Genomic DNA, 20,510 nt, shown 5'->3' with positions numbered 1-20,510 from the left:
CTGCCACTTTGTCATAATCTTTAAAATTATCATATCTTTGCATGCTAATTGATTATTAAATCTCATCCTTAATGGATTACCGTAATAAGGGAAGATATAAATGGAAAAAACAATAGACGAAAATAAACAAGGGGAAACACTAATTTTGACACCTAAACATGGTAACAATCGTAAGCTTTTTATAGAAAGTTATGGTTGCGCCATGAATTTTAGTGACAGCGAGATTGTAGCTTCTATATTATCTGATCAAGGATTTAATACCACTCAAAAGTTAGAAGATGCAGATTTAGTTTTAGTTAACACATGCTCAATAAGAGATAAAGCAGAACAAACTGTTAGAAAACGTCTTGAAAAATACAATGCTGTTAAACGCATTAACCCTAAAATGAAAGTTGGCGTTTTAGGCTGTATGGCTGAACGTTTAAAAACTAAATTTTTAGAAGAAGAAAAAATTGTTGATTTAGTAGTTGGACCTGATGCCTATAAAGATTTACCGAATCTTTTAGCAGAAGTTGATGAAGGTCGTGACGCTATTAATGTTATTCTTTCAAAAGAAGAAACTTATGGCGATATTTCTCCCGTACGATTAAATAGTAATGGCGTCACTGCATTTGTATCGATAACTCGTGGTTGTGATAATATGTGCACATTTTGTGTAGTCCCTTTTACTCGTGGAAGAGAACGAAGTAGAGATCCACAAAGTATCATCGAAGAAGTAAACAACTTATGGAATAAAGGTTTTAAGGAAATCACACTCTTAGGCCAGAATGTTGATAGTTATTTATGGTATGGTGGTGGACTCAAAAAGGACTTTCAAAAAGCAAGCGATTTACAGAAGGCAACAGCTGTTGATTTTGCTCAATTACTAGAATTATGCGCAAAAGCACAACCAAAAATGCGTATTCGATTTTCTACAAGTAATCCTCAGGATCTGACTTTGGATGTAATTGAAACCATGGCGAAATTTGATAATATTTGTAAGCACATTCATTTGCCTGTTCAAAGTGGAAGCAATAGAATTTTAAAAGAGATGAATCGTTTACATACGAGAGAGGAATATTTTGACCTCATTGATAATATTAGACGAATTCTTCCTGAATGTGCTATAAGTCAAGATCTAATAGCTGGTTTCCCAACAGAAACTGAAGAAGACCACCAAGATACTTTGAGCCTCATGGAATATGTGAAGTATAATTTTGGTTATATGTTTACCTATTCTGAACGACCAGGCACCATGGCAGAACGCAAAATGGATGATGATGTTCCTGAAGAAGTTAAAAAGCGACGTTTGGCAGAAATTGTTCAATTACAACGCGAACATAGTGAGATACGAACTAAAGAATACCTTAACAAAACAGTTGAAGTTTTAATCGAACGCGAATCAAAAAAATCTAATAACCAATGGTCTGGAAGAACATCCCAAAATATAGTTGCTGTATTTCCTAAAGAACATTACAATATTGGAGATTTAGTTAATGTAGATGTAAAAGATTGTACCAGCGCAACACTCATTGGTGAGGCTATTGGCTATTCAAAAAATAATTAAAACCACTTAGCAGGATATAACTATGGAATCAATTCAAGCCATAAAACAACGTTTCGGAATCATCGGTAATGATGCCAAGCTAAATCGCGCTATCGAGAAAGCGATACAGGTGTCACCGACAGACATCTCAGTATTGGTTACTGGTGAAAGTGGCGTTGGCAAAGAAAGTATTCCTAAGATCATACACCAACTATCACACCGCAAACACGGTAAATATATTGCTGTAAATTGCGGTGCCATTCCTGAAGGCACAATAGACAGCGAGCTTTTTGGTCACGAAAAAGGCGCCTTTACTGGAGCAACACAAACCCGTTCTGGCTACTTTGAAGTAGCTGATGGCGGAACCATTTTTTTAGATGAAGTTGGAGAATTACCATTAACCACACAAGTACGCTTATTACGTGTGTTAGAAAATGGCGAATTTATTAAAGTGGGTTCAAGTAAAGTACAAAAAACCAATGTACGAATTGTCGCAGCTACAAATGTAAACATGTTTGAAGCTATAAAAAAGGAGAAGTTTCGTGAAGATTTGTATTACAGATTAAGCACAATAGATATTAATATTCCGCCTCTAAGAGAGCGTAAAGAAGATATCCATCTTTTATTTAGAAAATTTGCTAGCGATTTTGCGCTCAAATACAAAATGCCAACAATTAAGCTAACTGAAGATGCTGTAGCCATTTTATTAAAACACCGCTGGAACGGAAACATTAGGCAATTGCGAAATGTTGCTGAGCAAATTTCGGTCTTAGAACAAAACCGAACAATAAGCGCTCAAACCCTTAGAGGTTATTTACCAAGTTCTTCGAATAATTTACCTGCTGTTATTAATACATCAAAAACTGAAAGTGATTTTAGTAACGAACGAGAGATTTTGTATAAAGTGCTTTTTGATATGAAAAATGATCTTAACGATCTCAAAAAGCTAACTATGGAATTAATGAAAAGCGGTAATGCAAATGAGGTACAAAAAGATAATGAGCACCTTATTCAAAAAATTTACGGCACAAATGACAATGACCATATAGAAGCTAATATTGAAGATTTAGAGGTCTTACCTATTTCAGATGAAAGCAAAAGCATTGATACTGTAGAAGATAATTCTCAAGATAAATACCATTTTGCTGAAGAGATTGAAGAAGAAGAAACATTATCTTTACAAGACAAAGAGCTTGAGTTGATAAAAAAATCACTTGAGCGCCATAATGGCAAACGAAAATTAGCAGCTGCAGAACTTGGCATTAGTGAACGTACTTTATATAGAAAAATCAAACAATACGATCTTTAAGAAAAGTTTATGAAAGCAGTAGAAATATTTAGATTAAGAATGACGTTTGGACCTAACAGTTCTGAAGCCATTAGAAAAGAGGCTGAAGATTTAATCAACGACAAACATTACCAAGGCTATCGCTTGATTACCACGTCTTTTACGATTGAAGCAGGAAAGATTTACGCTTTTATAACAATGAAACGTCCAAATACATACTAATGAGATTATTTAAACACCTATATTTATTTTGTTTACCAATATTATTCTATGGCTGCGGACCATATTCATTTACTGGAACATCTATAAAAGACAATATCGAAACCTTTCAGGTTAATTATTTTCAAAACTCGGCTAATTTAATAGAACCTGGTTTTGATAGAGATTTTACACTAGCCTTACAGGATTTAATTCTTAATCAAACCAATTTAAATCTAACAAATAGTAATGGCGACCTAGTGTATGAAGGTGAAATTACAGACTATCGTATCTCTCCTACAACAGCTCAAGCTAATAGTACAGCAGCACAAAACAGACTAACAGTTTCTGTTAATGTTAGATTCTATGATAAGAATGAACCAGACGAAGAGTTTGAACAACGCTTCTCTTTTTTTTACGATTATAGTGGAAATGCTCTATTACAAGGCGCACAAAAAGATACTGCTCATGAAGAGATATTTGAGCGTTTAACACAAGATATTTTTAATGCAACACTAGCCAAATGGTAATTTAATTTTGAATACAGCAGATTACACATACATACTTCAAAACCCTCAGAATATAACTGTTGCCCAAACCAATAGCTTACAAGAACTTATTACTGAGTTTCCTTATACACAATCGGCAAGAGCACTCTATTTGAAAGGTTTAAAGAACAAAGAAAGTTACAGGTACAACCAAGAGTTAAAAACTACAGCTGCCTTTACTACAGATCGTAGTATTCTATTTGATTATATTACCTCGAAGACGTTTAATCAAAACGAAATATCACAGTTGATAAAACAAAACTCTGAGCACCTCAAGACCATTATTGTTAACGATATTGATGACATATCAGTAAATAGAAGCGTCACTATAGACGATGCTTTAAAAGAACACATAAAGAATACTGAAGGCGTTCTTGATCCGCATCTTTTCGAACAAAAAGTGAAAGTTGAAGACGTTGCCAATTTTTTATCGCTTCAAGATACCACTCCAGAGCAGGTTATTTTAGATATAGACACAAAAAATATTGAGCAAACACCTGAAGTAACATTAAAAATTGGAAAGCCACTTGAATTTGATGCTTCAGAAACACATTCTTTCACTGAATGGTTAAAAATAACGAGCTTTAAACCTATAGATAGAACTGACAGTTCGGTTGTTCCAGAAGAAAAAAGCAGCACTTTAGAATCACAAAAAGTCAGTACAACTAATGAGAGGTTTAAATTAATAGACAAATTCCTAGAAAGCAACCCGAAAATTGTTCCATCAAAAGATACTCCAAAAATCAATGTAGACACAGATGATAAAATTATGCATGATGGTTTAATGACCGAGACTTTAGCTAGAATTTATCTTGAGCAAAACAATTATGAAAAAGCAATTCAATCTTATAAAATTTTAAGTTTGAAATATCCAGAAAAAAGTGGTTTCTTTGCAGACCAAATTAAAGCGATTAAACAATTACAAGAAAATAATACACAGAAATAATGAATACGTTTACTATATTTTTAATACTTATCGTACTAGTAGCATTCTTGCTAGTGGTCGTTGTTATGGTACAAAACCCTAAAGGTGGTGGGTTGTCATCTTCTTTTGGAGGCGGAGGCACTCAGCAATTAGGTGGTGTTAAAAAAACAACAGACTTTTTAGATAAGAGTACTTGGGCATTAGCTACTTTGCTTTTAGCTTTGATACTTGCCTCAAACTTTGCCATTCCTGGCGCTGGAGGTCAAACCGAATCTAAAATCATAAATAATGACGAGACATCAACTAACGTTCCTGCAACTCCAGTAAATACATCTTCAGATGATACTGCAACTCTAGGCGACTCTATAAACTAGGAATTAGATAAATAACTTATTAAAAATGTCAACTAAGATTAGTTGGCATTTTTTTATTACTGAAACTTTGTCATGTATCATCTATTGGCACATTTTTAGCATAACGCTAAAGCGTTAATCATAAACAAACAACAAAAAATTTACATAACAATGAGCTTAAACATTAAACCATTAGCAGACAGAGTTCTAATTGAACCTGTAGAGGCTGAAACCAAGACAGCTTCAGGAATTATAATTCCAGACAATGCCAAAGAAAAACCTCAAAAAGGAAAAGTTGTCGCTGTTGGTAAAGGGACTAAAGATGAACCTATGACTGTAAAATCTGGTGACACAGTACTTTATGGAAAGTATTCTGGTACAGAATTAAAACTTGAAGGTAAAGATTACCTTATTATGCGTGAAAGTGACATATTAGCAATTGTTTAATTAAGAAATAAAAATAAAAATGGCAAAAGACATAAAATTTGATATTGAAGCACGTGACGGATTAAAACGTGGTGTAGATGCATTAGCAAATGCAGTAAAAGTAACATTAGGACCTAAAGGGCGTAACGTAATCATTAGTAAATCATTTGGCGCACCTCAAGTTACTAAAGATGGTGTCTCAGTAGCAAAAGAGATTGAGTTAGAAAATGAGCTTGAAAACATGGGAGCTCAAATGGTTAAAGAAGTCGCTTCTAAAACTAACGATTTGGCTGGTGACGGTACAACTACAGCAACTGTACTAGCACAATCTATCGTTAAAGAAGGTTTAAAAAATGTTGCTGCTGGTGCAAACCCAATGGACTTAAAACGTGGTATTGATAAAGCAGTTGAAGCTATTACTGAAAACTTGGACAAACAATCCAAAAAGGTTGGGAACTCTTCTGAAATGATAAAGCAAGTGGCTTCAATTTCAGCAAATAATGATGATACTATTGGCGAATTAATAGCACAAGCTTTCGGGAAAGTTGGAAAAGAGGGTGTTATCACTGTTGAAGAAGCAAAAGGAACTGATACTTATGTTGACGTTGTTGAAGGGATGCAATTCGATCGAGGTTACTTATCGCCATACTTTGTTACCGATTCTGACAAAATGATCGCAGATTTAGAAAATCCTTACATTTTATTATTCGATAAAAAGATTTCAAACTTACAAGAGATTCTTCCAATACTAGAACCAGTAGCACAATCTGGTCGTCCGTTATTAATTATTGCTGAAGATGTTGAAGGTCAAGCTTTAGCTACTTTAGTGGTAAACAAATTACGTGGCGGATTAAAAATAGCTGCTGTTAAAGCTCCTGGTTTTGGTGATCGTCGTAAAGCTATGCTAGAAGATATCGCTATCTTAACTGGTGGCACTGTTATTTCTGAAGAGCGTGGTTTCTCACTTGAAAATGCAGATTTAAGCATGTTAGGAACTGCTGAGTCTGTAATGATTGATAAAGACAACACGACCATAGTTAATGGCTCTGGTAAATCTTCAGATATCAAAGCAAGAGTTAATCAAATTAAAGCTCAAATCGAAACGACTACTAGTGATTATGACAAAGAGAAACTTCAAGAGCGCCTAGCAAAACTAGCTGGTGGTGTTGCTGTACTTTATGTTGGTGCTGCTTCTGAAGTAGAAATGAAAGAGAAAAAAGATAGAGTTGATGATGCGCTTCATGCTACAAGAGCAGCCGTTGAAGAAGGCATTGTTGCTGGTGGTGGTGTAGCTTTAGTTAGAGCTAAAAAAGTTCTTGAAAAACTAGCTACAGATAATCTAGACGAAACTACAGGTGTACAAATTGTTAATAGAGCTATAGAGTCTCCTTTAAGAACTATAGTTGAAAATGCTGGTGGTGAAGGTTCTGTAGTAATCAATAAAGTTTTAGAAGGTAAAAAGGACTTTGGGTTTGATGCCAAAACTGAAACTTACGTAGATATGCTAAAAGCTGGTATCATTGATCCTAAAAAAGTAACACGAATTGCATTAGAAAATGCTGCTTCGGTTTCTGGAATGATCTTAACTACTGAATGTGCTTTAGTAGATATTAAAGAGGATGCACCTGCTGGTGGAATGCCTCCAATGGGTGGCGGAATGCCAGGCATGATGTAATCCTAATTATCATGTATTATTTAAAAAGAGACAATCTGTACAGGTTGTCTCTTTTTTTTAACTTCAATCTATATAACATTTTATCTTTCAAAGTATTTAAGTAGCTTACAGTAAACAAATTATCGGAAATAATTAAAAAACAATTAACTTTTATTTTTTTATATCCTAGACAATATTACTTAAATTTATAAAAAACCATTGTCTATGAGAAATTGTTTACTCCTCACTTTTCTTTGTTTCTTTACACTTTTATATTCTCAAGAAGAGAAACCTATTGAGCAACAATACAAAAGCTATTTTGAGCTTCCTAGAGAAACCATCTATACGCATCTCAATAAAACAACCTTTATTTCAGGCGAAGAGATCTGGTTTAAAGCTTATGTTTATGACAGACATAACAACTTGCCATCTAAAGCCACAACCAATGTTAATGTTGGACTTTATGACGACAAAGGAAAGCTTATAAAAAACCATTTATGGCTAGCTGTTAATAGTGGTGCTAGTGGAAATATTTTAATAGACTCTACATTAACCTCTGGTGATTATTATATAAAAGCATCTACCAATTGGATGAAAAATTTTAAAGAGAGTGATGCTTTCGTACAAAAAATAAGAATTATAGCTGAAGATTATAACGAAACAAAACCTAAGACTATTGAAAACACCTATGATTTTCAATTCTTACCTGAAGGAGGTCATCTAGTTTATGACGTTGCCAACTCTTTAGGATTTAAAATTATTGATAGTAATGGAAAAGGTGTTCAAATTAATGGAACCATATATGACGACTCTAAATCTGAAATGACCACTTTTAAAAGCAATTCCTTTGGTATTGGTAAATGCATGTTTACACCTACTCAAGGCAAGAATTATAATGCAGAGATTCAATTAGAGAACGGTAATATTATTAGCCACCCTATTACAGACATCAAATATCAAGGTATCACAATAAATGTAAACAATCTTAACACTGAAAAGGTTTTCGTAAATATCAGTACCAACGATAAAACACTTAAATCTATTGGAAACAAAACCTACAGATTGGCTTTACATAAAGATGGTTTTTTAAGAAGTATTCCTTTTTCTTTTGAAACTTCAAAAACAAAATTATTTGTTATTCCAAAGTCTGATTTATTTAAAGGCATAAATATTTTAACCCTTTTTGATGAGCAAAACAATACAATAGTTGAACGCATCATTTATAATAGTAAGAGCACACATACTTCTAAAACCAATTTTGCTATAAGCAAGATTAAAACTAAAAACGATTCACTTTATTTTTCAATTCATGCTGTAAATAATAAATCTACTGTAAATAATCAAGCACTTAATAATCTTAGTATTTCAGTTTTACCCGAGTCTACATTAAGTTACGATCCAGATCACAACATATTATCTGCCAATTACTTAAAACCTTACGTTAAAGGACATATTGAAAAACCAATCTATTATTTTACTAATGTTGATAATAAAAAAATATACGAATTAGATGTGCTTCTCCTTACTCAAGGTTGGAGCAGATATAATTGGAACAATATATTTGATAACCCTCCACAAAGTCTCTACGAATTTGAAAATGGTATTACACTTGAAGGTAAAATAAACTCAGATGAGACTATTAAAAAACTAAGACTACAAGACCCTCAACTCAAAGGTTTTGGATGGTCTAATATTGATGTTAAGGATGACCATACATTTACTGTTGAAAAGTTCTTTCCAATCAAAGGTGAGACTATTAGAATCTCTTCATTTGATAAAGAAGGAAAGCTAATAAAGCCTAACTTATATGTTAATTGTAGATTGAATTCTTTTGATGATTATATCGCTGAAGAAGACTTAATAACCAATAATTCAATATTAGTAGAAACTCCCGTTTCTAATAAAACTAATTTGAAAAATTTCTTCTATGAAGATGATATTGAGCTAGACCAAGTTCTTGTGAAAACAAAAGTTAAAGAACAGAAGTTTGAAGACATAGGTCTAAAGATCAATGGACTTACAGGAAAAGACAATTATGTAACAATTACTCAAAGTGAAGCAACGAGATTTCCAACAGTTTTAGATTATATCTCCGCTAATGGATATCGTGTAACTCGTCAGCAACAATCTCGTGGTGTAAGAATTGAAAATATGGTACCTCTAACTATTCAAGCAAATAATTCTCCTCTTGTATTTTTCGATGGTGCTCCAATAACAGATTTTGATTTCCTGCTGACCGTTCCAACAGCAGATATTGAAGGCATTATGATAGATAAATCAGGTTTTGGTTCTGGTATTTCTGGTGCCAATGGCGTAATAAGAATATATTCAAGAAGAACTCCCTTAAAAGGGTTTTTAGAAAATAAACCAAGACCTTTTGCGCATGCAAGTATAGCTAGAGTTGGTTTTTCTGAATCAAAAGACTTTTACACTCCTAAATATAGTAATTACCGATCAAAGCTATTCAGTCATTATGGTGCAGTTAGCTGGTTTCCAAACATCTTTTTAGATAACAACAAATCGCAACTATTAAAAATAATAGATACAGATACAGATACATTAAAATTTTATATTGAAGGTTACGATAGTGATGGTAATTTTGTTTCTCAAATAAAAACAATAGACACCACTAGTCTTAATAATTAGTTGTAAATAGTATTACCAAATTCCTATATCATAAAAAAAGTAATGCCACATGATGATGTGGCATTACTTTTTTTGAAAACTTTATAACTATAGTGAGAAACCACTAGTTTTTGTGGTCTGCTTGAACCTCTTTATCTCTGTATTTACAACATGGGTGAACTGTATTATAAGCTTCATCAGTTGCTTTTAACTCTTTAGTATCATGCCCAACAGCAGCAATATGTTGTCTTATTGTATCTAAATTGGTTTTTCGCTCATCAAAAATTAATTTAAGCTCATGTGTTTCTACATTCCAAATCGCAGATTTCACACCTTTTGTTCTGATAGCAGCCTTCTCTATTCGTTCTTTACACATCAAGCATACGCCATCAACTTCAATTGAAGCCTTTGCATTTTTGTCTTGAGCAAAAGTTAATGTTGTTAGCAATACCATTGCAATCATAATTATATTTTTCATGTTTCTTAATTTAATTCTATAATATCTATTTTATTTTATATCGTAATCCAGCATAATACAAACTGCCAAAAATTGGACCATATACAAATGTAGTATCAAAATTTGAACCAAAAGGATCATTTGCTCCTAAAATTGGATCTTCTTGTCTTACATTGGTAATATTCTCTCCTCCAATATAAATCTCAAACTTAGGAGAAAATACTTTTGTCACTTGTGCATTTAGTGTCCCTACTGTAGGAGATTCCTCTGGTAATCTAAATTCTACTGGGTTGCTAGATGTAGATGCAAAACGCTGCTCACTTAACCAATTATATGTTACATCGAATTTCCACTTTGAATTTTCGCTTTCATTTGTATGAGTTTCATAAGAAGCATTGGCAAAAAAACGATGTTTTGGGATTAGTGGTTTTGATAACTTTCCGGTTAAATATTGTGTTTGCACATCGTAATATTTATAAGCTGTTCTAAGATCAAAACGTTCAAAAAGATTATAATTCATTTCTATTTGAAAACTATTCGCATAGCTGTCACCTTGTAAATTATAAAAATTTACTTCTTGAGGGTTTTCCCAATCAACCACAACTTGGTTTTCAAAATTAGTTCTGTAATAATCTAAAGTGACATCTCCTTTTCTACCAAAAAGATTGAATCCTTGTAAATATGATACACCATAATTCCATGCAACCTCAGGATCTAACCCATAAATATTACCATTGGTATTTAAAATATTTATCTGTCTTGAAGTTGCAAACATACTTTGATTCTCTGAAAAAATATTAGCGCTTCTAATCCCTCGTCCTATAGAAAAGCGCAATGCCGACTTTTCCCAAGGTGTATATCTTGCATGCAAACGAGGCGTCATGAATTCGCCAAATAGATTATGAGTATCAAAACGTAAACCAGCAGTAACAGTTAACTTGTCTAAATCGTCATAAGCATATTCAAAAAAACCGCCAAACGATCGTTCACTTCGTTCATAATTAACTCCAATGGCGCGCTCGTCATAATGATCATAGGTAAAACTAGCACCAGTTTTTATTTTATGCCTAGAATCGCTTATAATAGAATTGTACACTAGATTAGAATACACGCTATTATGTCTAATGTCATATTGATTCAAGCCATAATATGAATTTTGATTATGATTGCTATATGCGAACTGTAAGCCTAAGCTTTGCCATGGGATTTCTGGATTAACATAGCCTAATTTTGTCGTGATTTCAAAACGTTCAGTATCAATTTCACTTCCCCAAAAATTTGTTGTCATTCGATCTCTATCAGGGTCAAACTCTACTTGTCCTGCTTGTTTAGCATCATTTAAATAACGTAAATTAATGAAACTTACCAATCCTTTTTCTGGGTTGATATATTGCCAACGATTCATCACATTGATTTGATTGTACAAAGGCATGTCTAAAAAGCCATCATCATTAACATCATGATTTCTTTGATGTGTATTACCATGAATATAAAGACCAGTACTCCATTTGTTACTCACCTTTGTATTGATATGAGTGTTCAACTCCATACGTTGATTACTCGCAGCATAAAAATTTACAAAAAACTTATCATCGGTTGTTGGCTTTTGAAGCTCAGCATTTATTTGCCCTGCAATACTTTCAAAACCATTTACTACACTTCCAGCTCCTTTTGTTATTTGAATGCTCTCTACCCATGTACCAGGTATAAAGCTCAAGCCAAATGCTTGTGAAGCACCACGAATTGAGGGAATGTTTTCTGTTGTAATTAAAATATACTTACTCGTTAACCCTAACATTTTAATTTGTCTAGTCCCTGTAAGCGCATCAGAGAAATTAACATCAATAGAAGGGTTAGTTTCAAAACTCTCAGACAAATTACAACATGCTGCTTTTAGTAATTCGTCACTGCTAACTGTAATTATATTAGCTGCATTTAAAAACGATTTACTAGTGGTTTGCTTTCTTGCAGTAACCGTTACTTCATCTAATTTACTTGTAGGTTGTAAATAATGAGTTATATATTTAGGTTCAGTAACATCAATTGTATCTGTTTTGTAGCCTACATAACTAATGATAAGTTGTTTGTAACTCTTCTGATATGGAATGGTAAATTTTCCATTAATATCTGTAACTGTACCAACAGTCGTATTAATCCAAAACACATTAGCGCCAGCTAAAGGTATGTTACTAACTTCATTATTGGCTTCTCTTATTTCTCCAGATAGTTGGTCTTGTGATAAAGCCAAAAACGGAAGTAATACCAGTATATATAATAATTGTTTCATCTTAATTGTAGGTTTTTAAAAGCATAATAATGGCCATAATGATCATAATACTATTTTCAATAAATGTAGCTTTGGTCATTGGGAGTTTAAGCGCTGTTCCTAAGCATGCGCATTGAATTGCTTTTCTATTTAACAAGGTATTTAATACGCCAACGGTTGTAATTCCTAAAATGACTAGAGTGACAATTAAAGCAGTATTAATTCCAATTCTCATTAAAAAGAGTAAGCCGAGTGTCAACTCAATAAATGGGTAAATCCAACCATAGATTGGCATAACATTGGCTAACGGATCATACATTCGAAACGATTTTGGAAAGCCTTTTAAATCAAGTAGCTTAAAAAAGCTAAACACGATATAAAACAAACCCATAAAATCGAGCATAAAGTTTTCTAAATCCCATGGATTGCTATTTAAAAGTGTCGCAGCAGCACTTATGTATATAAAGATTAATAATAAGGGGAACAGTTCTTTTATATCATTCTTGCCTTCTGGTTTAGGAGCATAATTTTCCTGAAAGACTTGTTTATTGTCAATTTCAGACAATCTATATTTAGCAGATAAAACCTCTTGAAATGCAGTTATAGAAATAGGCTTATCAGCTATAATTTCTACAGTTGAAGTTTCAAAATTAACCTCAGCTTGTTTAACATCTTCAATAGACCGCAAAGCATTTTCTACTGATGCTTTACAATTGTTACAAGTCATTCCTGTAACTGTATATATGTATTTCATTTTTATTTTTTTAGAATTGAATAAGTGCATAAGCCCTTTAGAACTTATGTGATATGACTTAAAAAACTAAAAAAATCAAATTAAGAATACTTGATCGATCACTTGAATATCCGTGACTAGGTTTGGTGGTGAGTAATTTTTGTGAGGAACGATAAGTTTAGGCAACTCACTCAACAGATCTATATAACTAACAACAAATGAAGTAATAAAGACTTGATCATCTATAGAAAGCTCTTCAAATTTTGATTGCTTTAATTGATCTTGCCCCTTTACGATCTCCTTTACGTCTTTACAGCAGCTCTTCTTTGTTATTTTAGATTGCTCTATCTCGAAAGCTTCCATCTTGCACTTTTGGGCTTCAGTAAAAACGGCAGCATCTATTAAAACATCTCCACAAAAATGCTTTTCAACAGTAAAAGATACGGTTGAAAACAGCACTAAAATTGCCATTAGTACAGAAAACATATTATTTAAGACACGTTTTATCATATATAAATCAGCTACAAAATTACAAAAAAGAAGGAAACTGGTATTTAATTTATTAAACCATTAACATCTTATTGCTTCAACTTGTAATAATAAAATGCAGGTAATAAAAGTAATAACAGAATAGGTTGAATAAGAAAACGCCTAAAATTAAAGAATAAATAATAATCTTCTTGTCTAGGATTAATGACAAAATACAGAAACAAAATCAGCAAAATGATATAGGCAACACTAAATATTAGTATCGAAAATTTCACAATGGATTTATCTTTGAAAAACAGATAAATAATACCTATAGAAATAGCAGAGTTCAATACGTAACGTAATGATGTGAATAAGGTTAATTTCATCACTTCTCGTCTTGGAAAATCCATGTGTAGGTAATCACTTTTGAAAAATAAGAGATATGGATCATAGAACAGCTCATCTTCGAATACTCGTATAAGCACCAGTAATCCAAACAATACCAAAACCAATATGTAAATAATTGGGTTACGCATCGTTTTGTTTTTGCTTAGAAAATCGATTCACCCAGAACATCCAAAGTAAAAAGACCATACCATAAATAATCATTGGAAAAATAACAGTATGCAAAATTTCACGTCGCCAAGGGTAATTATATAAACCAATAGACAAAATTGCTATGCGCAATAGATTAACTGAATAAATTAATATGCAGCCAGCAACCAAATAAAAAAAAGTGATTTTAAATTGCCCTGAAAAAGCAATAATGAATGATATAAAGAGAATAAGTACACTTATAGAATTACAGCCTTCAACTACTCTAGCTACGAACTTTTCATTAATAATTACTTTCATTGAAGGTTCACTTGGATGCCGCACTACTTTGGCCTGATATCCAAAGGCATCAATTAAAGCCTCACTTTGATTGGCTACAAGATTAGTAAAATAGTCTGGGTAATAGGTTGACCCATCTGAAAAATCAAGATAGAACTTATATGCAAAAGTTAGTACAAAATAAACCGTAAGAAAGGTTAAAATAAACTTTACGACAGATTTATATTTAATAAAAAGTGCTTTCAAATAATATCTATTTAACTCCGTTAAAATTATATAAAATGAATCTAGAAATGGTACTTTTTAAATACTTTTACCAAAATTTTTAAGCTTTATGACTTTTGATGCCCTCAAACCACAAATAGAAGAACTTTTTTCTAACAAAAGACATTTATTAAAATTAGACGACTGCTTATTGCAGGTTTGTAAAATTTTACACGAAAATGTGCCTCATTACGACTGGGTAGGCTTTTACTTCAAAAACGGCAATAAAAATGAGCTTAAATTAGGCCCTTATGTTGGCGAACCAACTGATCATACAATTATTCCGTTTGGAAAAGGTATTTGCGGACAAGTAGCTGTTTCCAATAAAAATTTTGTGGTTCCAGATGTGTCTGCACAAGACAATTATATTGCATGCAGTATTACCGTAAAAGCAGAAATTGTAATCCCAATTTTTGTGAATGGGAAAAACGTTGGACAAATAGATATTGATTCTAATACACCTGATCCATTTACTGAAGAAGACGAACGCTTTTTAGAATTCGTATGTGAAACGGTAGCGAAGATTTTAAGTTAAAAAAACACCATTACATTCCTGTTCTAATAGCTTCAACAGGATCTAATTTAGAGGCTGAAACAGCAGGAACAACGCCAGATATCAACCCAATTAGTGTAGATAGAGCAAATCCTAAAAAGATATTGTAAACTGATAACACAAATTCAAAATCTCCTGACAAAGTGGAGACTATCATGGCTAGTATCCAAACTAAAATAATCCCTATGATACCTCCAAGAATAGATAAAATTACAGCTTCAAATAAAAACTGAAATAAGATGAATCTGTTTTTAGCTCCTAATGACTTTTGAATACCAATAAGGTTAGTTCGCTCTTTAACACTTACGAACATAATATTAGCAATACCAAAACCACCAACTAGAAGAGAAAAACCACTTATAACCCATCCAACTCCATTCATAAAACTAATAATTTCATCTATCGCATCTTGCAATCCAGAAATTATACTTATAAAAAATGGATTTATTTCATCGGCTTTCACACCCCTTTTATTCCTTATGATTTGAACCACATCTGCCTTCAACTCATCAACATCTGATCCATCTTTCGGTTTGATAATGATAATATGATTCATATTTGAGTTATTATCACCATAACGGTTTCTTACATAATTTGCAGGAAGAAAAATTGAAATGTCATTACTATCTCCAAACAAACCAGAGCCTTGTTTACTAACAACACCTATGACAGTAAATTTCTGGCCATAGAGCCTTACCTTTTTTCCTATTGGATCAAAATCACCAAAAAGTGTATTGGCAATTTCATCTCCTATTACAATAACTGGCTTACCAGAGTTAGATTCTGATTCATTATAAAATCTCCCTTTTGAAAAATCAAGCGCTTGAATATCATCAAATTCATGACTTACAACTACAGTATTAACACTACTTACAGATTTTGACTCATAACGAATAGTTTCTCTCCTAACAAATAGTTGATATGCCACATGCTCTGCATCAGTTAGAGACGATTTTAAATGCTTATATTCATCATAAGACACTTCGGGAAATTGCAAACGTTTCCATCGAGGAACAGTTGTTGGAGCAAAAGAAAATTTAGCCAGATACATGGTGTTGCTTTCTAAACCACTTAGTTTTTCTTTGATATTTCTATCTAAAGAATCAACAGCAGCCAAAACTGCAATAATGGAAAAAATACCAATAGTAATACCCAAAAGAGATAAGAATGTTCTAAGCTTATTATTGCGTAACGCATTAATGGCGAACGAAAAACTCTCTTTGAATAACCTCAGATAAACGAGCATGAAATTGGCTTAGATTTTGGCAAATATAAAGATAGGACGTTTTCAACAATTTATTGTTACAAAAAACTTAAATAAACTATCTTTTGAACTTATAATAACTCTTGATATTATGTATTTTTGAGCTTTATTTTTTTCAATATCGTTTCTTATAAAGAAATACCAACACAACAACACAATAATGAGCAACAACAAAACCATTAAATCTGCATTAATTTCAGTATTTAGCAAAGAAGGATTAGCGCCAATTGCCAAACAACTTGATGCACAAAACGTAACCATTTATTCTACAGGAGGTACCGAAAAATTTATTAAAGACCTAGGAATTGAGGTTGTTCCTGTAGAAGATGTAACCTCTTACCCTTCTATACTAGGTGGTCGTGTTAAAACATTACACCCAAAGGTCTTTGGAGGTATTTTAAATCGTCAAAATAACGAAAGTGACATTGAAGAGTTGGTGGATTTCGATATTCCTCAAATTGATCTGGTTATCGTAGATTTATACCCTTTTGAAAAAACAGTAGCCTCAGGCGCATCTAACCAAGATATTATTGAAAAGATTGATATTGGTGGTATTTCACTAATTAGAGCAGCAGCAAAAAATTATGCAGATGTAACTTGTGTATCATCTGTTGAAGACTATTCAGAGTTTTTAGAGCTACTAAAATCTAAAAATGGGGAAACATCTGAAGAAGATAGAAAGCATTTTGCTGCTAAAGCCTTTAATGTATCATCTCATTACGACTCAGCTATTTTCAATTATTTTAATGCCGATCACCTAATTGCCTCGCTTAAAATTAGCGAAACCAATGGTAAAGTTTTGCGTTACGGCGAAAACCCTCATCAACGCGGGTTTTTCTTTGGGAATTTTGATGAAATATTCACTAAACTCCACGGAAAGGAATTAAGTTACAACAATCTTCTAGATGTTGATGCAGCTGTTAATTTGATGAATGAGTTCAAAGGAGAAGCGCCTACGTTTGCCATTTTAAAGCATAATAATGCTTGTGGTTTTGCTCAACGAAAGTCCATCTACCAAGCCTATGTTGATGCGCTAGCAGGAGATCCTGTTTCAGCATTTGGTGGTATTTTGATTGCAAATACAGAAATAGATAAAGCCACTGCAGAAGCAATTCATTCGTTATTTTGTGAAGTAGTTATTGCGCCTTCATTCTCCGCAAATGCTATTGAAATCTTAAAAGGAAAGAAAAATAGAATCTTATTAATACTTAAGGATGTAGAGTTCTCTCAAACCACAGTTAGAACATGCCTAAATGGAATATTAGTTCAAGATAAAGATAATAAAACAGATCACCTTGAAGGTTTAACCAATGCAACTGACACAAAACCTACGGCTAACGAATTAGAAGATTTAATATTTGCATCAAAAATTTGCAAGCATACCAAATCTAACACCATAGTTTTAGCAAAGAACAAACAGCTATGTGCAAGTGGTACTGGGCAAACGAGTCGTGTAGACGCATTGAATCAAGCTATACACAAAGCGCAATCATTTAATTTTGACTTGAAAGGTGCTGTTATGGCTAGTGATGCCTTTTTTCCGTTTCCGGATTGTGTGGAAATTGCAGATAATGCTGGCATCACAGCTGTTATACAACCTGGAGGCTCTATAAAAGATCAACTAACCATTGATTATTGCAACGCAAATAATTTGGCAATGGTAATGACAGGAACGCGTCATTTCAAACATTAGGTCAAAACTGAACCCTTAATTGTTTTAATTTGTAAAATAAATTTTCAAATCAAACATCCAAAGCCAAAAAATAAACGTTTAAATGTAAAAAGTTGATCACTTAACTTTCATGTAAATTGAAATAGAAATAAACCTTAATATTAGGTAAGTTTTACTACATTTACAAAAGACCAAAAACTTAGTATAACAACGACCTCAAAATATTAGAATAACGAATGGGATTTTTTGATTTCTTAACCGAAGAAATAGCCATAGATTTAGGAACTGCTAACACCCTTATTATCCACAACGACAAAGTGGTTGTCGATAGTCCATCTATAGTTGCAAGAGATAGAATTTCTGGAAAAATAATTGCTGTTGGTAAAGAAGCCAACATGATGCAAGGTAAAACTCATGAAAACATTAAAACGATTAGACCTTTAAAAGATGGCGTGATTGCAGATTTTGATGCTTCAGAACAAATGATTAGCATGTTTATTAAAAATATTCCTGCTTTAAAGAAAAAACTGTTTACACCAGCATTACGAATGGTAGTTTGTATTCCTTCAGGTATTACTGAAGTAGAAATGCGGGCCGTAAAAGAATCATGTGAGCGTGTTAATGGAAAAGAGGTCTATTTAATTCATGAGCCAATGGCCGCCGCCATTGGTATTGGCATAGATATCATGCAACCAAAAGGAAATATGATTGTTGATATTGGTGGTGGTACAACTGAGATTGCTGTTATTGCTCTTGGCGGAATTGTTTGTGACAAATCAGTAAAAGTAGCTGGTGATGTGTTTACAAATGATATTATTTATTACATGCGTACTCAACACAATCTTTATGTAGGAGATCGAACCGCAGAAAAAATAAAGATTCAAATAGGTGCTGCAACAGAAGACTTAGATCTCCCTCCTGAAGAAATGAGCGTTCAAGGTCGAGATTTGTTGACAGGAAAACCAAAACAAGTTCAAATTTCGTATCGTGAGATCGCTAAAGCTTTAGACAAGTCTATCTTGAGAATAGAAGACTCGGTAATGGAAACTCTGTCACAAACACCACCTGAGTTAGCGGCAGACATATACAACACTGGTATTTATTTAGCCGGTGGAGGATCTATGTTAAGAGGCTTAGATAAACGTTTGTCACAGAAAACAGATCTTCCTGTCTATATCGCTGAAGATCCATTAAGAGCTGTTGTACGCGGTACAGGGATTACACTTAAGAACCTTCCAAAATTTAAAAGTGTATTGATTAAATAACTGAGAATACCTACGCAACATGCAACAGATCATAAACTTTGTCATTAGAAACAAAACCTCCCTTTTGTTTCTTCTGTTGTTTAGTATTTCGATAGCATTAACCATTCAATCGCACACATATCACAAAAGCAAGTTTATTAATTCAGCAAATTTTTTGACTGGAGGTATCTATCAAAGTGCTAGTAATGTTTCAAATTATTTTGATTTAAAGACGCAAAACGAAATTCTTATTGAAGAAAACAATAAGTTGCGTTCACAAATTTTAAACAGTTTAGATTCTTCAACAGTGTTAGCGGCAAAAATTGACACCATAACATATGGCGGTCGTTATAGAATTCAATCAGCTAAAGTTATCAATAATAACTATGCTTCATCAAAAAATTATTTAACGCTCAATAAAGGCGAAAAAAATGGTGTTAAAGAAGATTTAGCCGTAATCACCTCAAAAGGTATTGTTGGTATTATTGATAATACTTCAAAGGGTTATGCTAGAGTACTTTCAATTTTAAATACCAAGAGTAGAATAAATGCACAATTAAAAACTACTACACATATTGGTTCATTAGAATGGGACGCTAAATCATCGGCTATTGTTCAATTAACTGATATTTCAAAATTTGCTCCTGTCAAAGAAGGTGATACTATTGTTACTGGAGGACAATCTTCTATTTTCCCTCAAGGTGTTCCTATAGGTACTGTTAATAGTTTTGTATTAGATATTAGTGGAGACACTTACACTATTGACATTAAACTATTTAATGACATGACAAACTTATCTCATGTCTATATCATTGAAAATCTAGATATTGAAGAGATAAAACAATTAGAAAATCCAATAAATGAATAGCCTTAACTTCAATAGCATTTTAAGGTTTATTGTGCTAATATTAGCACAGGTATTGATATTCAATAATATCAATTTCATGGGTTATATAAACCCTTACCCTTATATCTTATTTATTTTACTCTTTCCTGTGAACAATAACCGTACATTATTTCTATTTTTAAGTTTTATGTTAGGGTTATTTGTAGACATTTTTTCAGACTCAGGAGGTGTTAATGCAGCGGCTTGTGTTACTATTGCTTTCATAAGACCTGCCGTTTTAAAGTTTACGTTTGGAATGATTTACGAGCATCAAAATATTAAATTCAATAATACAGAATTTGGTAACCGTATCATTTACTTTTC

The 20,510-nt window shown here is 32.8% G+C and carries 21 protein-coding genes; 13 read left to right on the top strand and 8 right to left on the bottom strand.

The window, feature by feature from the left end:
• Positions 1–100: 100 nt before the first annotated feature.
• The 9 genes from miaB (at position 101) to Q0876_RS10260 (ending at position 9,563) form a co-directional block, all read left to right on the top strand.
• Positions 101–1,546 carry a tRNA (N6-isopentenyl adenosine(37)-C2)-methylthiotransferase MiaB gene (gene miaB / locus Q0876_RS10300; RefSeq protein ID WP_299227293.1) on the top strand — a complete coding sequence of 482 codons (1,446 nt, stop codon included), beginning with the start codon at positions 101–103 and terminating at the stop codon, positions 1,544–1,546.
• Positions 1,547–1,568: 22 nt separating this feature from the next.
• A complete protein-coding gene (locus Q0876_RS10295) occupies positions 1,569–2,834 on the top strand; it encodes a sigma-54-dependent Fis family transcriptional regulator (protein ID WP_299227290.1) in 1,266 nt (421 codons plus the stop codon).
• 9 nt (positions 2,835–2,843) lie between these two features.
• Positions 2,844–3,035, top strand: coding sequence for a hypothetical protein (locus Q0876_RS10290; protein WP_299227287.1), 192 nt, complete (start codon positions 2,844–2,846; stop codon positions 3,033–3,035).
• Entirely contained in the window at positions 3,035–3,541 is a 507-nt protein-coding gene (locus Q0876_RS10285; protein ID WP_299227284.1) for an LptE family protein, read from the top strand. The genes Q0876_RS10290 and Q0876_RS10285 overlap by 1 nt, the downstream gene beginning before the upstream one ends.
• A gap of 7 nt (positions 3,542–3,548) precedes the next feature.
• Positions 3,549–4,505 (top strand): hypothetical protein, encoded by a 957-nt coding sequence (locus Q0876_RS10280; protein WP_299227281.1) that lies wholly within the window; start codon positions 3,549–3,551, stop codon positions 4,503–4,505.
• A complete protein-coding gene (gene secG / locus Q0876_RS10275; protein ID WP_299227278.1) occupies positions 4,505–4,858 on the top strand; it encodes a preprotein translocase subunit SecG in 354 nt (117 codons plus the stop codon). The genes Q0876_RS10280 and secG overlap by 1 nt, the downstream gene beginning before the upstream one ends.
• Positions 4,859–5,008: 150 nt before the next feature.
• On the top strand, positions 5,009–5,284 hold the full coding sequence (groES, locus tag Q0876_RS10270; protein ID WP_299227275.1) for a co-chaperone GroES: 276 nt from the start codon (positions 5,009–5,011) through the stop codon (positions 5,282–5,284).
• A 19-nt stretch (positions 5,285–5,303) separates the two neighbouring features.
• A complete protein-coding gene (gene groL, locus Q0876_RS10265; RefSeq protein ID WP_299227272.1) occupies positions 5,304–6,938 on the top strand; it encodes a chaperonin GroEL in 1,635 nt (544 codons plus the stop codon).
• 204 nt (positions 6,939–7,142) lie between these two features.
• A complete protein-coding gene (locus Q0876_RS10260) occupies positions 7,143–9,563 on the top strand; it encodes a hypothetical protein (protein ID WP_299227269.1) in 2,421 nt (806 codons plus the stop codon).
• Between the two features lie 103 nt (positions 9,564–9,666).
• On the opposite strand, the gene Q0876_RS10255 is transcribed toward Q0876_RS10260, so the two are convergent.
• The 6 genes from Q0876_RS10255 to xrtF all read right to left on the bottom strand — a co-directional run bounded on the left by Q0876_RS10255 (position 9,667) and on the right by xrtF (position 14,549).
• On the bottom strand, positions 9,667–10,020 hold the full coding sequence (locus Q0876_RS10255) for a heavy-metal-associated domain-containing protein (protein WP_299227266.1): 354 nt from the start codon (positions 10,018–10,020) through the stop codon (positions 9,667–9,669).
• 25 nt (positions 10,021–10,045) lie between these two features.
• Complete coding sequence (locus tag Q0876_RS10250; protein WP_299227264.1) at positions 10,046–12,286, bottom strand: TonB-dependent siderophore receptor; 2,241 nt, start codon at positions 12,284–12,286, stop codon at positions 10,046–10,048.
• A 1-nt stretch (position 12,287) separates the two neighbouring features.
• Positions 12,288–13,019, bottom strand: coding sequence for a heavy-metal-associated domain-containing protein (locus tag Q0876_RS10245; RefSeq protein WP_299227261.1), 732 nt, complete (start codon positions 13,017–13,019; stop codon positions 12,288–12,290).
• A gap of 75 nt (positions 13,020–13,094) precedes the next feature.
• The gene (locus tag Q0876_RS10240; protein WP_299227258.1) at positions 13,095–13,484 is read right to left on the bottom strand and encodes a hypothetical protein; all 390 of its coding nucleotides are present in this window, start codon (positions 13,482–13,484) and stop codon (positions 13,095–13,097) included.
• Between the two features lie 92 nt (positions 13,485–13,576).
• A complete protein-coding gene (locus Q0876_RS10235) occupies positions 13,577–14,005 on the bottom strand; it encodes an exosortase F system-associated protein (protein ID WP_299227256.1) in 429 nt (142 codons plus the stop codon).
• Complete coding sequence (gene xrtF / locus Q0876_RS10230; protein ID WP_299227253.1) at positions 13,998–14,549, bottom strand: exosortase family protein XrtF; 552 nt, start codon at positions 14,547–14,549, stop codon at positions 13,998–14,000. The genes Q0876_RS10235 and xrtF overlap by 8 nt, the downstream gene beginning before the upstream one ends.
• An 88-nt stretch (positions 14,550–14,637) precedes the next feature.
• Here xrtF and Q0876_RS10225 point away from each other — a divergent pair, with 88 nt between their 5' ends.
• On the top strand, positions 14,638–15,102 hold the full coding sequence (locus tag Q0876_RS10225) for a GAF domain-containing protein (protein ID WP_299227251.1): 465 nt from the start codon (positions 14,638–14,640) through the stop codon (positions 15,100–15,102).
• Between the two features lie 10 nt (positions 15,103–15,112).
• Here Q0876_RS10225 and Q0876_RS10220 read toward each other — a convergent pair whose 3' ends face one another.
• Positions 15,113–16,366, bottom strand: a complete 1,254-nt coding sequence (locus Q0876_RS10220; protein WP_299227248.1) for an ABC transporter permease — start codon at positions 16,364–16,366, stop codon at positions 15,113–15,115.
• A 178-nt stretch (positions 16,367–16,544) separates the two neighbouring features.
• On the opposite strand from Q0876_RS10220, the gene purH reads away from it, so the two are divergent.
• From purH to mreC, 3 genes are all read left to right on the top strand, one after another.
• The gene (gene purH, locus Q0876_RS10215; protein WP_299227245.1) at positions 16,545–18,077 is read left to right on the top strand and encodes a bifunctional phosphoribosylaminoimidazolecarboxamide formyltransferase/IMP cyclohydrolase; all 1,533 of its coding nucleotides are present in this window, start codon (positions 16,545–16,547) and stop codon (positions 18,075–18,077) included.
• Between the two features lie 215 nt (positions 18,078–18,292).
• Positions 18,293–19,321: a rod shape-determining protein gene (locus Q0876_RS10210; RefSeq protein WP_033960946.1), complete on the top strand. Its 1,029-nt coding sequence runs from the start codon at positions 18,293–18,295 to the stop codon at positions 19,319–19,321.
• A gap of 19 nt (positions 19,322–19,340) precedes the next feature.
• Positions 19,341–20,168 (top strand): rod shape-determining protein MreC, encoded by an 828-nt coding sequence (gene mreC / locus Q0876_RS10205; protein ID WP_299227228.1) that lies wholly within the window; start codon positions 19,341–19,343, stop codon positions 20,166–20,168.
• 99 nt (positions 20,169–20,267) lie between these two features.
• Here the strand turns inward: mreC and Q0876_RS15690 are convergent, their stop codons facing one another.
• A complete protein-coding gene (locus tag Q0876_RS15690; RefSeq protein ID WP_367276650.1) occupies positions 20,268–20,411 on the bottom strand; it encodes a hypothetical protein in 144 nt (47 codons plus the stop codon).
• Between the last annotated feature and the right edge of the window lie 99 nt (positions 20,412–20,510).

The organism is uncultured Psychroserpens sp. (genome assembly GCF_947503375.1).
Taxonomy (GTDB): Bacteria; Bacteroidota; Bacteroidia; order Flavobacteriales; family Flavobacteriaceae; genus Psychroserpens.
Note: the sequence above shows the minus strand (reverse complement) of the source record. Positions and strands in the feature narration are given on the sequence as shown.

What these genes read in the sequence shown, in the direction of transcription:
- miaB (WP_299227293.1), top strand. Translation starts at nt 101, where the DNA reads ATGGAAAAAACAATAGACGAAAATAAACAAGGGGAAACACTAATTTTG.
- Q0876_RS10295 (WP_299227290.1), top strand. Translation starts at nt 1,569, where the DNA reads ATGGAATCAATTCAAGCCATAAAACAACGTTTCGGAATCATCGGTAAT.
- Q0876_RS10290 (WP_299227287.1), top strand. Translation starts at nt 2,844, where the DNA reads ATGAAAGCAGTAGAAATATTTAGATTAAGAATGACGTTTGGACCTAAC.
- Q0876_RS10285 (WP_299227284.1), top strand. Translation starts at nt 3,035, where the DNA reads ATGAGATTATTTAAACACCTATATTTATTTTGTTTACCAATATTATTC.
- secG (WP_299227278.1), top strand. Translation starts at nt 4,505, where the DNA reads ATGAATACGTTTACTATATTTTTAATACTTATCGTACTAGTAGCATTC.
- groES (WP_299227275.1), top strand. Translation starts at nt 5,009, where the DNA reads ATGAGCTTAAACATTAAACCATTAGCAGACAGAGTTCTAATTGAACCT.
- groL (WP_299227272.1), top strand. Translation starts at nt 5,304, where the DNA reads ATGGCAAAAGACATAAAATTTGATATTGAAGCACGTGACGGATTAAAA.
- Q0876_RS10260 (WP_299227269.1), top strand. Translation starts at nt 7,143, where the DNA reads ATGAGAAATTGTTTACTCCTCACTTTTCTTTGTTTCTTTACACTTTTA.
- Q0876_RS10255 (WP_299227266.1), bottom strand. Translation starts at nt 10,020, where the DNA reads ATGAAAAATATAATTATGATTGCAATGGTATTGCTAACAACATTAACT.
- Q0876_RS10250 (WP_299227264.1), bottom strand. Translation starts at nt 12,286, where the DNA reads ATGAAACAATTATTATATATACTGGTATTACTTCCGTTTTTGGCTTTA.
- Q0876_RS10245 (WP_299227261.1), bottom strand. Translation starts at nt 13,019, where the DNA reads ATGAAATACATATATACAGTTACAGGAATGACTTGTAACAATTGTAAA.
- Q0876_RS10240 (WP_299227258.1), bottom strand. Translation starts at nt 13,484, where the DNA reads ATGTTTTCTGTACTAATGGCAATTTTAGTGCTGTTTTCAACCGTATCT.
- Q0876_RS10235 (WP_299227256.1), bottom strand. Translation starts at nt 14,005, where the DNA reads ATGCGTAACCCAATTATTTACATATTGGTTTTGGTATTGTTTGGATTA.
- Q0876_RS10225 (WP_299227251.1), top strand. Translation starts at nt 14,638, where the DNA reads ATGACTTTTGATGCCCTCAAACCACAAATAGAAGAACTTTTTTCTAAC.
- Q0876_RS10220 (WP_299227248.1), bottom strand. Translation starts at nt 16,366, where the DNA reads ATGCTCGTTTATCTGAGGTTATTCAAAGAGAGTTTTTCGTTCGCCATT.
- purH (WP_299227245.1), top strand. Translation starts at nt 16,545, where the DNA reads ATGAGCAACAACAAAACCATTAAATCTGCATTAATTTCAGTATTTAGC.
- Q0876_RS10210 (WP_033960946.1), top strand. Translation starts at nt 18,293, where the DNA reads ATGGGATTTTTTGATTTCTTAACCGAAGAAATAGCCATAGATTTAGGA.
- mreC (WP_299227228.1), top strand. Translation starts at nt 19,341, where the DNA reads ATGCAACAGATCATAAACTTTGTCATTAGAAACAAAACCTCCCTTTTG.
- Q0876_RS15690 (WP_367276650.1), bottom strand. Translation starts at nt 20,411, where the DNA reads ATGAAAGCAATAGTAACACAAGCCGCTGCATTAACACCTCCTGAGTCT.